This is a genomic window from Prosthecobacter sp. (assembly GCF_014879935.1).
In the GTDB taxonomy this organism is placed as follows: domain Bacteria; phylum Verrucomicrobiota; class Verrucomicrobiia; order Verrucomicrobiales; family Verrucomicrobiaceae; genus Prosthecobacter.
On record NZ_JACSRD010000203.1, the window covers coordinates 1 to 13,550 of the forward strand.

The following is a 13,550-nucleotide window of genomic DNA, read 5'->3' on the forward strand; positions in this document are numbered from 1 at the left end:
TCACTGCTTGCTTTTGCCGCGATCATCGACTGGATGCAGCCTCTCAAGAGGTTTTAAAACACTGCCTAGGCCGTGTTTGAAAACCTCTGCCGCAGAGCGGCAGCCGTCTCGTTGCCCGGCCTTTCAAGGCCGGGAGAGGATGCGGGTGATCGTGTTGAGCCATGACCCGCGTCGCAGCGCGACGCCCGAACCCGTCCTCCCGAGGCGGCAGGTTCGCGTGTCGCTCTGCGACACCGGATGCCTTGGGGCGTCACGCCGTTGCCTGTTCCCGGCCTTGAAAGGCCGGGCTACGGCACGTTCGTCGCTCCGCGACTTCTAAACAGGTTTTCAAACACGGCCTACCGGGCCTGCTCTGAGCAGACATCCCTCACACATTCCCGCAGCCATCGGTGACCCGGGTCGGCATCGGACCGAGGATGCCAGAGCATGGACACGGTGAACGGTGCGGTCGAAAATGGGAGGCGGAAGCTGTGCATGCCGCTGCGAAGGACGCCTGTGTGCTTTTCCGGCACCGTCGCGATCATGTCGGAAGCTTTGGCGAGTGAAACGGCCGTGGCGAAACCACCGACGATCATGACCACGTCACGGCGGAGGCCAAGGGCGTGCACGGCATCGTCCACCGGGCCTTTGGTATCGCCGTTTCGCGACACGGCGATGTGTCGGCCAGCGGCGAAGCGAGTGGCGCTGATTTTGCCCCGACTTAAGGCATGACCCGTTCTTACGACACCGATGAGACGGTCTTTGAACAGCGCCTGGGTGCGGATTTCCGGGCCGATTTCCTCACTCACGACGCCCGTTTCCAGATCCACCGCACCTTTTCGCAGTGAGGCGCTGTCCTTGTCCGGCTTCGGCACAAAGCAGAGCTTCACCCCCGGCGCTTCCTTGCTGATCCGGGCGATCAAGGCAGGCCCGAAGTTCTCCACAAAGCCTTCGCTCGTGCGCAGGCTGAAAAGACGCTGAAGTTTCTTCGGATCGAGCCTGGACGCCGGTCGCAAAGCGGTCTCGGCACTTTGGACGAGTTGTGTGATCTGGCCGCTCAACTCGATGGCGCGAGGACTGGCCACGAGTCCTCGACCTGCGCGCACCAGCAGCGGATCGCCAGTGGTCTGCCGCAGACGGGCCAGGGCGCGGCTCATGGCGGAGGCGCTGAGATGCAGACGACGCGCAGCCTTGGCCACGCTTCCCTCCTCCAGCAGGGCCTGAAGAGTGAACAGCAGATTCAGATCGGGTTTCGACATGGGCCGGACTCTCGCTGGCTGTGACATGGCGTCAAACGCACGAATGAAGTGCAAACGCTGCGCCTTCCGCCAGTGCCGCGATGGGCGAACCTCGGGCTGGATCGAGTTCAGCTTCGATAGCGGACCCGATGACGACCACCCACACATCCCCATGAAAGCAGATTTTTGGCACCAACGATGGAACAACAAAGAGATCCAATTTCACGAACACACGGCCAATCCGTTGCTCGTCAGACATCTGCATTCGCTTGCCCTGCCACCCGGCAGCCGCGTGTTCGTTCCCATGTGCGGCAAGACCTTGGATATCGGCTGGCTGCTTGCCCGCGGACATCGCGTGGTCGCTGCGGAGCTGAGCGAGGACGCGGTTGAGCAATTGTTCGCCGAACTCGGGATCGAAGCGCGCAAAACGGCTGCGGGCAGGCTGATCCACTATCAGGCGGAGCACATCGATATGTTCGTCGGCGATGTCTTTGACGTGAGTCGCGACACGCTGGGGCCTGTGGATGCGGTGTATGACCGAGCAGCCTTGGTGGCTCTGCCAGAAGAAATGCGGCGGCGCTATGCCAGGCACATCAACGAGATCGCAAACACGGCCCCGCAGTTGCTGATCAGCTATGAGTATGACCAAAGCCTGCTCGATGGACCGCCCTTTGCCGTGAGCGAAGATGAAATCGCCGGGCACTACGGACGCACCCACGAGCTCACGCTCCTGGAGCGGGAATCGATGAGCGGAGGCCTGAAAGGCAAGTGCCCCGCTGCCCAGAGCGTCTGGTTGTTGCGCCCGAAGCCGAAGGCGGGCGACGAGCAGAAGAGTTCGCCGCCAGAGACACGCTGGCAGGTGGCCGGCCTGTCTCTGACCATGCTCCTGGCATCGCTCGGCACCAGCGTCGCCAACGTGGCATTGCCGACCTTGGCGCAGGAATTCGGAGCCTCATTGCAAGAGGTTCAGTGGATCGTGATCGCCTATCTTCTGGCCATCACGGTGCTGATTGTTGGGGCGGGACGACTGGGAGATTGGTTCGGCCGCCAACGCTTGTTGATGGTCGGCGTTGCCGTGTTTGCGGCCGCTTCTTTTCTCAGCGGCTTGGCACCTTCGCTAGGCTTCCTGATCGCCACGCGAGTGGTTCAGGGTCTCGGTGCAGCGGTGATGATGTCGTTGGCTTTGGCAACGATCAGCGAGGTGGTGCCCAAAGGGAAAACGGGCAGCGCCATGGGGTTGCTCGGCGCGATGTCGGCGGCTGGCACGGCGTTCGGGCCAGCGTTGGGAGGACTGCTGCTTTCGCTGGTGGGCTGGAGAGCCATCTTCACCATCAATGCGCCTCTGGGCCTGTTGGCGCTCGTGCTCCTTCGTCAAAGGCAGACGCCAGCCCGTGAGGCAAGAGAGCCATCCCGCAACCCGTTTGATCTTTTGGGCATGATGTTGCTTGGGATCTCGCTCACGGCCTATGCAACAGCGATGACGTTGGGCCGTGGCCACTTGGGTTGGATGAACGTGGCCCTGCTGGCTGTGGCAGGAATCGGAACGACTCTTTTTGTCGCGGTGGAATCGCGTTCTCCGTCGCCGCTGATGCCGCTCGCGCTGTTGCATGATCGGGAAAGACGGACAGGTCTCGTGCTGAGTCTTCTCGTTGCCACCGTGCTGATGACCAGCCTGGTCGTCGGGCCTTTCTATCTCACGTATGCGCTGGGCCTTTCGGCATCGCAGGTCGGGCTGATCATGTCGGCGGGGCCGCTGGTGGTGGTGCTGGCTGGGGTTCCTGCCGGGCGTCTGGTGGATCGCCACGGTGCATCGAGCATGACCTTTCTCGGTCTCACAGCCATCGGCGCCAGCACCATGACGCTGGCCTTGCTGCCCGTGTCTGTCGGTGTGCCGGGCTACGCCTTTCCCCTCATGGTGATGACCGCTGGCTATGCGCTTTTCCAAACCGCCAACAACACGGCGATGATGTCAAAAGTCAGCAGTGATCAGCGAGGTCTCGTTTCCGGCCTGCTCAACCTCTCACGCAATCTCGGATTGATCACGGGCAGCTCTGTCATCACCACCGTGTTCGCGACAGCGTCAGGCGGTCAGGATCTGGCGATCACACCACCCGAGGCTGTGGTGCGAGGCATGCACGTCGCCTTTGCCGCCGCCACTGCCGTCACGCTTGCGGCCATCGTGTTCGCACTCAGTCATCGCCGCCCTCAACAGCTTCCAGAGGACCTGCAGCCCTGTTGTTCATGAGGCGGCGGGGAAGCGGGCGGACTCACTTCGCCGCCCAAATGCGCACGTCGTCGAAGAGCACACCGGGGCCGTTCACGGTGAAGTGGAGGCTCGTTTTCGTCTCGTGGGCGATGCCGGGGGACTTCAATTCGCCCGCCGGCTCGTCATCCATCGTCACACGGAGCGTATCGCCGAGGAGTTCGATGCGCACGGTGTGCCATTTCTTTGGTTCGACAACGCGATTCACGGCGCTGCCGCGACCGACGAGCCGTTTGTCGGCCTCCCTCTTCTTGGCGGGATCTTTGCGCATCTCGAAGATGTCGTTGCGCATGACGCCTTCCTTGTCATCGCCGATGCGGATCTGTTTCGGCGCGAAGGCCACGCGGCAGATGTGCCCGGCGTGCGATCCTTTGTGGTTCTTGTCGTCAAAGACCGCGTTGAAGCCGGTGGAGCCGTCGAGCATGAACTTGAACTCGACCACGACGTCCTTCATCGGCTTGTAAACACGTCCCACCGCACCGTGGTCATCGCGCGTCTGCCAGCCCTTCAAGACGCCGTTTTGCACCGCGAAGCTCGGAATGACCGTTTTCCACTCGCCGAGCTCGCTGCGCTCGAAGTCATCGGTGAACAGCAGCTCGCCCTTTTGAGCCAGCGGTCCAGCAGCGAAAAAGGAAAGGGAGACAAAGAGAGCGAGAAGTTGCTTCATGGGGAGCAGATCAAACGTCGGAGTCATGGTTGTTTTGAGCAAAACTGCGTTTGTGGCCGAAGCACAGGCTTCGCCAACATCGGTTGCCCGACGGGTGGCGCTACCTTCAACGCTGCCGATGTTTACTTCGCTTTCTTCTCCTGGGTGCCCGGAGGGGGCGGCATGAAGGCGCGCCCGCTTTTAACGATGGCGTCCCAGCGTTGGCGGCATTCGGCGGCCATCTGCACGGCGACGGCGGAATGCTTTGATGTCACGTCGGTGGTCTCGCCAGGATCGGTCGTGAGGTCGTGCAGGGCGCTTTGGCCGCCGGGGAGGGCGTGGTATTTGAATCGCGGGCCGCGCAGTGAGAGGTGGTGATCTTCCAAGCGACGCGTTTTGCCCTCGGGCACGTCCCTGGGTGCTCCGGGACCGGCAATGGTGATGCGGAGCAGCGGTGCGCGGTCGGTGACGGTGGCTGCATGCATCAATGAGGGCTTCAAACTGATGCCGGTGAAGGGCTGGTGCGTGACAATGTCGGCTTTTACCTCGGCGAGGTCGAGCAGCGTGGGCAGCACGTCCTCAACACCGGCGAGTTGTTCGCGATCTCCAGGGGCGATGCGGCCGGGCCAGCGCACGAGGAGCGGCACGCGGGTGCCGTTTTCCCACGCGAGCGCCTTGTGGCCGCGTAGGCGGGCGACGTTGCGCTGCGGCCAGTCGTCACCGGGCACGTTGCCGTCGGCGTCATCGTGCCTGGCCTCGGGGCTGGTGGGTCCGTTGTCGCTGTGGAAGACGATGATGGTGCGCTCTGCCTGGCCGCTTTCCTGCAAGCCATCGAGCAGGCGGCCGATGCAGGCGTCGAGTTGCGCGATGCAGCCGTAGCAGGCGGCGAGGTCGCTGGAGCAGCCTTTGGCGAGAAAGGGCGCGCTGTATTTCTCATCACACACCCACGGCAGGTGCGGGAGCATGTAGGCCACGGTGGCGAACCACGGCTCGTCGTGATGCTGGCGCATGTGATCGAGCGCGTAGCCTGTCCAGAGGTCCGCAGTCCAGCCCTGCTCGCGGCGGTTGTTGCCGCGCTGAAAGATCATCGGATCTTTGTGCTCGTAAGCGCCGCCGCCGAGCCACTCGTCCCAGCCGAAGGCATCGGGCGACCGCTTCGTCACCGTCGCGCAGTCGAGCTTGCCGACGTGCAGCGTGCGATAGCCTGCGGCTTTGAAGAAAGCGGGCATGCGCGTCTCGTCATCGCGCAGATTGGCACGCGGCGGCACACCCCACACGCCGGTGAGCAGATGATCCCGGCCGGTGAAAAGCATCGCGCGTGTCGGCGAGCACGCCGCGGCGACGATGAAGTGCCGATACACCGCGGACTCGGCCGCGAGCCGGTCGATGTTGGGTGTTTGCACGAGCTTGTTCCCCGTGAAGCCGAAATCGCCAAAGCCTTGATCGTCGCTGACAATGACGAGAACGTTTGGGCGCGGCGTGGCGGCGAATGACGAAACCGAGCCAAGCGAGACAGCGAGCGCCACGAAGCGTGCGCTGCGCCAACTGAGCCGGAGAATGAATTTCATGATGATTCGCAAGGGTTTCACAACAACCGGGTGCCGAGCGGGACTTCCTGGTCGGGCACGCAGAGGGCGACTTCGCCGTTTTCGTTGTGAAAGCCGGTGACGAGGCATTCGGACATGAGGGGGCCGATCTGCTTCGGGGGAAAATTCACGACCGCGACGACGAGACGGCCCACCAGGGTCGCGGGCCGATACAGAGAGGTGATCTGAGCGCTCGATTTCTTGATGCCGATTTCGGGACCGAAGTCGATGTGCAGGATGAACGCGGCCTTTTTTGCCTCGGGGAACTCCCGCACCTCGATCACACGGCCCACGCGGAGTTCCACTTTCAAAAAGTCATCGAAGGTGATCATGCGGATGCAGCCTTCATCGTTGCTTTTGCCCTGTCCACGACGCCTCAGGGCAGTTTCGGCTTCACAGGGGTTTGCGTGCTCTTTTCGACGGGATAGACGGCATTTTGAGCTTCGAGGCCGGCGATGAGGCCCTGCATGAGGCGTTTGAGCTCGGCGGGATGGGTTTGAGCCAGATCGTTCTGCTCAAAGGGGTCGGTTTTGAGGTGGTAGAGCTGGTAGTGGCTGCCACCGCTGGCTTTGCCGGGGAAGTAGTGATAAATGACCTTCCATTCGCCATCCCGGAAGGTGGTGAAGTAGTCGGTGCGATGCGGGGCATGCGGATAGTGCATGAGGAACTTCTCCTCGCGCTGTGTGTCCGGCCGGGCGGTCAGCAGTGTGTCGAGTTTTTGGCCGTCGAGGGTGTGTTGAGCCGGTGTGGAGATGTCGGTGAGGCCGAGGATGGTGGGAAAGAGATCGTACACGGCGGCCTGCTGGCTTTGGACGGCATTCGGGGCAATGGGGAGGCGCTTTTGATGCTCATTGCCGGCGTCCGCCTTGGCCCAGGCTGCGATGAAGGGCACGCGCATGCCGCCTTCGTAATGCGAGCCCTTTTTGCCGCGCAGCGGAGCAGCGCAGGCCACCTCGTGCTCGTGACCGAGCGGAGCATCGCTGCCGTTGTCGCCGAGGAAGAACACGAGCGTGTTTTCAGCGATGCCGAGCGCGTCGAGATGATCGAGGAGATCGCCAAGCGACTTGTCCATGCCTTCGATGAGGGTGGCAAAGGCCTGCGCCTGGGGTGACCGGCCGCTGCTGGCGTAGTGCGGGGCAAATCGCGGATCGGAGTCAAAAGGTGCGTGGACCGCATACTGCGCGAAGTAGAGGAAGAAGGGCTTTTTCTCCTTCACCGCGTCGCTGACGTGGGCCTTGGCCTCGATGGTGAGGGCCTCGGTGAGGAAGATGTCCTGGCCGTGGTATTTTTCGAGGCCGGGGACGGCGTGGCTGCCGCGTTTGACCTTGGCGTTGGCTTTCGCCGGGCGGTCGAAGTTCTGCTTCCCGTAGTAGCTGCCCGGGGCGCCGATGGAACCGCCGGCCACATTGATGTCGAAGCCGATCTTTGACGGATCGGCCGCTTCGAATGCCCGCGGCGCGAAGTGACCTTTGCCGACGTGGATCGTGCGGTAGCCATTGGCCTGGAGCACTCCCGGTAGGGTGACATCGCCAGGTTTGATGCCGTTCCAGTTCCAATCGGCGGGGCCTTGAGGTCCGGCATTGTTGTTGTCAGGATTGATCCAGTTCGTGGTGCGATGACGCGCGGCGTTCTGGCCGGTCATGATGCTGATGCGCGTGGGCGAGCACACGCTCATGGCGCAGAAGTTGTTGAAGCGGACGCCTTTGGCCGCGAGGCGCTCCATGTTTGGCGTGCGATACCACTCGTTGAGCGGATAGCGCCTCGGTTTGCCCTCCGCATCGGTCAAAAACGGCAGGGAGGTGTCCATCACGCCCATGTCATCGACGAGCATGACGACGATGTTCGGCCGGGGCGCGGCGGAGATCGAAGACCAGGCGGCAAGGAGGCTGAGGCAAAGGGCGGGGAGTCTCATGGTGGAAGGAAGTGTCTGCTAACGGGAGGAAGCGCTGAATCATTCCACTTTCGCACCTGCCGGTGAGGCCAGCACGGTGACGGCCTTGTCCTGCGCGGCGTGGTTCAACACTTGTATGGAGGCGGCGTCGCCAAAGAGATGCTTCTTGAGCATGGCGAGCGCGTAGCGCTCATAGATCGCACGTCGTGCGGCGTCTGTCCTGCCGCAGACCATTTCAGCGAGCGCGCTGGTGGGATTCTCGGGATCGCAATGGGTCGAATCGCGAACGCGCAGGGCCATGAGCGATGCTGCGGGTTTTTCCAACCAGGACAGCGCATTGGCATGCTGGTTCCACATGCCAGGCTCGGCGAGCAGCATGAGGCCGGGCGAATGCATCGTGTGCATGGCGTCGAGGCCGCGACCCCGGAAGTCCGAGGGATCGAGACCGATCCAGCAGCGCACGCTCCTGGCACGTGAGGCGGCGAGCACGGAGTCGAATCCGCCCGCCGAGTGTCCCATGAGTGCCACGTCGCCATTGAGCAGCGGCCCGCTGATGCGGCCCGGCTCATGCGCGAGGGCGATCAATTCGTTGATCGCGCGTGAATTGCCGGTCTGATTCGCAAAGAACGGCAGATCCGGCACGACGGCGATCATGCCGTGCTGCGCGAGAAGGATTCCCCAGCCGGCCATGACACGGCGATGACGGGTGAAGCCATGTGAAACGATGACGACGGGGGCCTTCTGGACGTTCTGCGGCAGGTAGAAGTCCACCACCACGGTCTTGCCCTGCAGGAGCACGAGGCGTTTCAGGAGTACAAGAAGCAGCATCCCGACTGGCAGAGGTCGCTCAAAGCGCAGGTGAGGGAGTGATGACGAGCAGATCGATCTTCTGATGGCATTCATTCTACCATCTCTCCGTCACGCACACGGATCGTGGCCGCGTCGGGTTGCTACGGGCCGTTACCGCCTGGGAGCGCAGACAATCGAGCCCTGCTTTCCCAGTGATGGTCTCCGCTGGGAGCGTCCGCTGCGGCGGAGACACGCGCGGTTCTGCCGGCCACACTGTGAGGCGTTGTGGGAGTGAGCCGCCGTCATCGTGGAATGCCTGATGGCAGAAAGTGGTTTAACCTGATTGTGCGATTCCGTGGCGGCCTCACAATCGGCGAAACGAAAAACACGCTTCATGCTGATTCCCACGCCTTGCTCCGCCGCCCGTTCCCCGACTCCGCCCTCAGCTCCGGCAGGCAGGCCGCGGACACGCGTTTTCATCGTGGATGATCATCCGGTCTTCGTGCAGGGCATCCGGATTCTGATCGAGCGGGAGCATGACTTCGAGCTGTGCGGCCACGTGGGCTCGGCACCGGAGGCATTGAGCGAGATCGGCCGCGCGGGGCCGGATCTGCTGCTGATGGATGTCTCCATCGAAGGCAGCAATGGCATCGAGCTGATGAAGTCGATCAGGACGCTGCACCCGGAGCTGCCGGCGCTGTTTCTTTCGATGCATGACGAGATGATCTATGCCGAGCGGGCGCTGCGGGCTGGCGGGCGCGGCTACATCATGAAGTCAGCCCCAGGACCGCAGGTGGTCGCGGCGATGCGGCGGGTGCTTTCGGGCGAGGTGTATCTCAGCGACTCGCTGGGGACGCGGTTTCTCGGCACCTTTCTCTCCGGCACGGGCAGGCTGCGCAGCCGCACCTCGGTGGAGCGGCTGACGGACCGGGAGCTGGAGGTCTTCAGCGCGATCGGTCGTGGCAAGGGCACGCGGCAGATCGCGGCGGAGCTGAATCTGAGCGTGAAAACCGTGGAAACCCACCGGGCGCACATCAAGGAGAAGTTCGGTTTCACCACCGCAGGCGAGCTGGCCCGCGCCGCTGTGGAATGGGTCTGCGAGCACGCGGAGGGTGCCGCCACGAGCCAGCCGTGAGGGGTGCCTTTATGAATGCCGCATCCACTCGCTCATGCCCCAGTCAGGGAAAGGCGGGACAATTTTCCGGGCCTGCCTGCCGTCCATATACGGAATGACAGCGATGATGGAAAACGACTCCACCGCCAAGAACACCAGCCGCTGGCGTCTGCCAGTGGGAACGGTCATGCTCGCCCTGCTTTACTATGCCGGTGCCAGGGTCGGGCTGCTCATGGCCATCGATCCCACGAATGCATCCCCCGTCTGGCCGCCGGCAGGTGTCGCGCTGGCCGGGCTGCTGCTGTTCGGCTGGAAGGCGTGGCCCGGCGTATGGCTGGCGGCGTTCTGGGCGAACTTCGCGGTCTTTTCCAGGAACGAGGTCGCGGCGGACGGCACCCTGGTGACGATTTCCGCCGTGATCGCGACAGGAAACGCGCTGGAGGCCCTGGCCGGCTGGTGGCTGTGCCGGTTGCGGGCAAAATTTGACGACGACGGCACCCTGCGGTCAGGCGACCGGCTGCTGTTCGGCCGGGGCATGGGGGTGTTCTGGTTTGCCACGGTGGCGCTGCTGGCGCCGGCGGTGAGCGCGGCCATCGGCCCGGCCGCAGTGTGCGCGGCAGGCATCGCCCCGTGGAGCGAGCACCAGCGGCTGCTGCTGACGTGGTGGAGCGGCGATGCCACGGGCATGCTGTATCTCGTGCCGTTCTTGTTCTGCCTGACACGGCGCAAACGCCTGTCGTGGCAGGCCTCGGGACGTTTGTTCCAGCTCATCAGCCCGGAGAAGCAGTGGAAATCGCGCTGGTGGGATCGCACGCAGGTGCTGCACGGCATCGAGACCGTCATGGCGTTTCTGTTTCTTGCCGCAGCCTGCTGGGTGGTGATGAGCGGGATGGTCATCGGCCGGAGCGCCATGCCGGAGCAGACCGCGCAGGTGTTGAAGTTCATCATGATCGCGCCGCTCATGTGGATCGCCATCCGCGTGGGCCTGCGTGGCACGGCCTTCGGCCTGGTCATCCTGGGCGTCTTTTTTGTCTGGCATGCACATGAGCAGTTCGGGGAGCTGGACGTGGCCTCGGAATTCAATTCCACCCTCATCTGGCTGGCCTTTCTCTGGGTCACAGGCGTGAGCAGCCTCACGCTGGCAAACTTCGTGGCCGCGCACAAGGACGGCACCGCGTCCCTGCGGGAGACAAACGCCGCCCTGCAGGCCACGATGGATGCCATCCCGGCCATGGTCTGCGTCTCCCACGACCCGGACTGCCATCACATCACGGGAAACGGGCCCGCTCATGAGCTGCTGCGTGTGCCGCCGGGCCGGAACCTCTCCAAGACACCGCCACCGGACGCTCCACAGCTCGCCTTCGACGTGCGGATCAACGGCCAGGACCTGCCTCTGACCGAACTGGCGATGCAGAAGGCCTCCGCCACAGGCAGGGCTGTCATCGGACAGGAACAGCAACTGACCTTTGCCAACGGCGACGTGCGCTTCATCTACGGCAACGCCGTGCCGGTGCTCGATGAGAAAGGCCAGTCGCGAGGCTGCGTGGCGGCCTTCATCGACTCCACCGAGCTCAGGCGTGCGAAGGACGACCTCGCAGCCATGAACGAACGGCTGGAGGAGCGCGTGACCGAACGCACGGAGCGGCTCGTGGCCGCGAACACCGAGCTGGCACGCGAATACGCCGACCGCCAGCGTCTTGAGGATGAAATGACGCAGATCAGCGAGCGCGAGCGCCTCACGCTCGGCCAGAATCTGCACGATGGCGTCTGCCAGCATCTCTCCGGTGTGGCCTTCATGGCCAGCACCCTGGCGGCGGACGTTCGCGCCAAGGGACTCGACGAGGAGGCGGAAAAACTCGACGATCTCACCCAGCTCATCCGCGAGGCCACGCAGCAGGCGCGGGACGTCGCACGCGGCCTCCATCCCGTGGAACTGGATGCCGAGGGCCTCGTGGCCGCTCTGCGTCACCTCGCCGCCAGCAGCAGCGTGGACACTTTGCGCTGCAGCCTGCATTGCCCGCATTCCGTGCCTGTGCGGGACAATGCGGCCGCCATGCACCTCTATCGCATCGCCCAGGAGGCCGTCGTGAATGCCACGAAGCATGCCAGCGCGGCCGAGATCATCATCAGCCTCGATGTGAACGACGAAAACATCGTCCTTTCAGTCGCGGACGACGGCTCCGGACTCCCTGCCGAGCAGTTCCGCTCACACGGCCTCGGTCTGCGCATGATGCGCCATCGCGCGGCGGTCATCGGGGCCAGGCTCACGATCGAAAGCCCGCCCGAGGGCGGCACCATGGTCACCTGCGTGCTGCCTTTGATCGCAACCGCGTGAGAGCACCTCACGCTTTCAGCCCGAGCAGCCGCAAACTGTCACGGTGGATCATCGCCTCGATCTGACTCACGTCGAGACGTGGCAGCTTCGTGCCCTCCAGCATGCCATTGAGCTTGCGCAGGCCGTCGATGCTCGCATTCACCGTGGTGAACGGGAAATCCGTGCCGAAGAGCACCTTGTGCCACACGCCGTATTCCTGCACGAGCATGAGCGAGTTGTAGAGCTGCCACGGGCGGTAATGCAGCGCGCTGACATCTGCGAAGACGTTCTCGTGCTTCCGGATCGTCACGATGCACTCGCCCTCATACGGATGACCGAGGTGGGCGAGGATGATCTTCACGCCCGGATGCTTCACGGCGACGGGTTCGATCAACCGCGGCAGCGTGAAAGCCAGCGGCGCCTGCGCGATGAACGTGGTGCCCATGTGCAGCAGCACCGGCAGGCCGTTCTTCTCCGCATGCTGCCACAGCGGCTCCAGCTTCGGATCATCCGGGCTGAAACCCGCATACATCGGCAGCAGTTTGATGCCGCGCAGACCGAGTTCCTCATGACCGACGCGCATTTCGCGCTCCCAGCCGTCCTGCGTCGGGTCGATCGACATGAAGCCGACCAGCCGCCGCGCATCCCGCGCCACGTAATCTGCCACCGTCCTGTCATCCACCCACAGACCGCTCAGCTTCGCTTTCCCGCCAAACACGATCGTCGTGGTGTCCTCCGGAGCCGATGCCCGATACGCCTCATACGTCGCGCTCATGTCCACCTTCACTCCGGGCCGAGCACGGCCCGCCTGCGTGATGAAGTCGTCCGAAAAGTCAGCGGGAAAGTGCCAGGCGTGGGAATGGACGTCGATGATCATGGAGAACGAGTTTCCTAACTCGTTCCTCGCCGCATCCAGCTTTCACAAACACGGGCCCGAAACCGGGGGCGAAGAAGAAAAAGAAGTGATTCTCCACTTGATCGCTCGCTTTGAAGACAGCAGCTCCACGAATGCTGGGGGCTACGAAGAAACACAACGCAGCCCCCTCTCCCAGCGCCTGAGGTCGCAGTCAACCTGATTGCCTTCGGGGAGAGGCTGGGTGAGGGGTCCACCAGACCTTGACGCCAAGTCGGTCTGCCTCTCATCTCCATCATGCTCACACGGCTGGAAAGGATCCATCACGAGATCAGCGGAGAACGCCTCGAACTCATTGAGTTTGCCCGCAAACAACGACGTGAATCCACGGATGCTGAAGACTTGCTTTGGTCCTGCCTTCGTGACCACCGTGTGAACCGTCGGAAGTTCCGTCGTCAGCATCCAATCGAGCCTTACATCCTCGATTTATTGTGCCGAACTCCAGCTCGCCATCGAGCTGGATTGAGGCCAGCACAACAGCCTCGAAGGTCGTGCGCACGATGAGGCGCGATGCAACTTTTTGAAGTCCAAGGGCATTGAAACCCTGCGCTTCACGAATGAAGCCATGCTGCGGGAAACAGACTCCGTGCTGAGTGTGATCTGGAACAGAACCCGCCGAATGCAGGAAGCGAAGCCCTGACCTGAACTTGACCCACAAGTCGGGTAATAACGGGATGATGTCGTTGATACCCTGGAATGAAAGAATCGCGGCAGCGTCCTGGAGTGCGCCGACCCTCCGGCGCTTTCGAGACTTTATGGCTGCGGCCCGACTTGCGTGAGCAGGTCGGAAGCGCGGCACGTTTGATTGAAAAAGGCG

General features: G+C 62.9%; 11 protein-coding genes. 3 read left to right on the forward strand and 8 right to left on the reverse strand.

Annotated elements, in window-relative coordinates; all coding sequences use genetic code 11:
- Window positions 1-338: 338 nt before the first annotated feature.
- Window positions 339-1,238 (reverse strand): LysR family transcriptional regulator, encoded by a 900-nt coding sequence (locus IAE77_RS22910; protein WP_294231774.1) that lies wholly within the window; start codon window positions 1,236-1,238, stop codon window positions 339-341.
- Between the two features lie 151 nt (window positions 1,239-1,389).
- Between IAE77_RS22910 and tmpT the strand changes: the two genes are divergently transcribed.
- Window positions 1,390-3,462, forward strand: coding sequence for a thiopurine S-methyltransferase (tmpT, locus tag IAE77_RS22915; RefSeq protein ID WP_294231775.1), 2,073 nt, complete (start codon window positions 1,390-1,392; stop codon window positions 3,460-3,462).
- A 22-nt stretch (window positions 3,463-3,484) separates the two neighbouring features.
- Here tmpT and IAE77_RS22920 read toward each other — a convergent pair whose 3' ends face one another.
- The 5 genes from IAE77_RS22920 to IAE77_RS22940 all read right to left on the reverse strand — a co-directional run bounded on the left by IAE77_RS22920 (window position 3,485) and on the right by IAE77_RS22940 (window position 8,431).
- Window positions 3,485-4,147, reverse strand: coding sequence for a family 16 glycoside hydrolase (locus IAE77_RS22920; protein WP_294231777.1), 663 nt, complete (start codon window positions 4,145-4,147; stop codon window positions 3,485-3,487).
- A gap of 122 nt (window positions 4,148-4,269) precedes the next feature.
- Window positions 4,270-5,694 (reverse strand): sulfatase-like hydrolase/transferase, encoded by a 1,425-nt coding sequence (locus IAE77_RS22925; RefSeq protein WP_294231778.1) that lies wholly within the window; start codon window positions 5,692-5,694, stop codon window positions 4,270-4,272.
- 17 nt (window positions 5,695-5,711) lie between these two features.
- On the reverse strand, window positions 5,712-6,050 hold the full coding sequence (locus IAE77_RS22930; protein WP_345781010.1) for a tRNA-binding protein: 339 nt from the start codon (window positions 6,048-6,050) through the stop codon (window positions 5,712-5,714).
- A 38-nt stretch (window positions 6,051-6,088) separates the two neighbouring features.
- The gene (locus IAE77_RS22935; RefSeq protein WP_294231782.1) at window positions 6,089-7,624 is read right to left on the reverse strand and encodes a sulfatase-like hydrolase/transferase; all 1,536 of its coding nucleotides are present in this window, start codon (window positions 7,622-7,624) and stop codon (window positions 6,089-6,091) included.
- 39 nt (window positions 7,625-7,663) lie between these two features.
- Window positions 7,664-8,431 carry an alpha/beta hydrolase gene (locus tag IAE77_RS22940; RefSeq protein WP_294231784.1) on the reverse strand — a complete coding sequence of 256 codons (768 nt, stop codon included), beginning with the start codon at window positions 8,429-8,431 and terminating at the stop codon, window positions 7,664-7,666.
- Between the two features lie 355 nt (window positions 8,432-8,786).
- Between IAE77_RS22940 and IAE77_RS22945 the strand changes: the two genes are divergently transcribed.
- A complete protein-coding gene (locus tag IAE77_RS22945) occupies window positions 8,787-9,527 on the forward strand; it encodes a response regulator transcription factor (RefSeq protein ID WP_294231786.1) in 741 nt (246 codons plus the stop codon).
- A 103-nt stretch (window positions 9,528-9,630) separates the two neighbouring features.
- Window positions 9,631-11,841, forward strand: coding sequence for an MASE1 domain-containing protein (locus IAE77_RS22950; protein ID WP_294231788.1), 2,211 nt, complete (start codon window positions 9,631-9,633; stop codon window positions 11,839-11,841).
- A gap of 7 nt (window positions 11,842-11,848) precedes the next feature.
- On the opposite strand, the gene IAE77_RS22955 is transcribed toward IAE77_RS22950, so the two are convergent.
- Together IAE77_RS22955 and IAE77_RS22960 are read right to left on the reverse strand one after the other, a co-directional pair.
- The gene (locus tag IAE77_RS22955; protein WP_294231790.1) at window positions 11,849-12,697 is read right to left on the reverse strand and encodes an amidohydrolase family protein; all 849 of its coding nucleotides are present in this window, start codon (window positions 12,695-12,697) and stop codon (window positions 11,849-11,851) included.
- A gap of 328 nt (window positions 12,698-13,025) precedes the next feature.
- Window positions 13,026-13,550 (reverse strand): hypothetical protein (locus IAE77_RS22960; protein WP_294231792.1); only part of this gene is annotated, 525 nt, incomplete at its 5' end.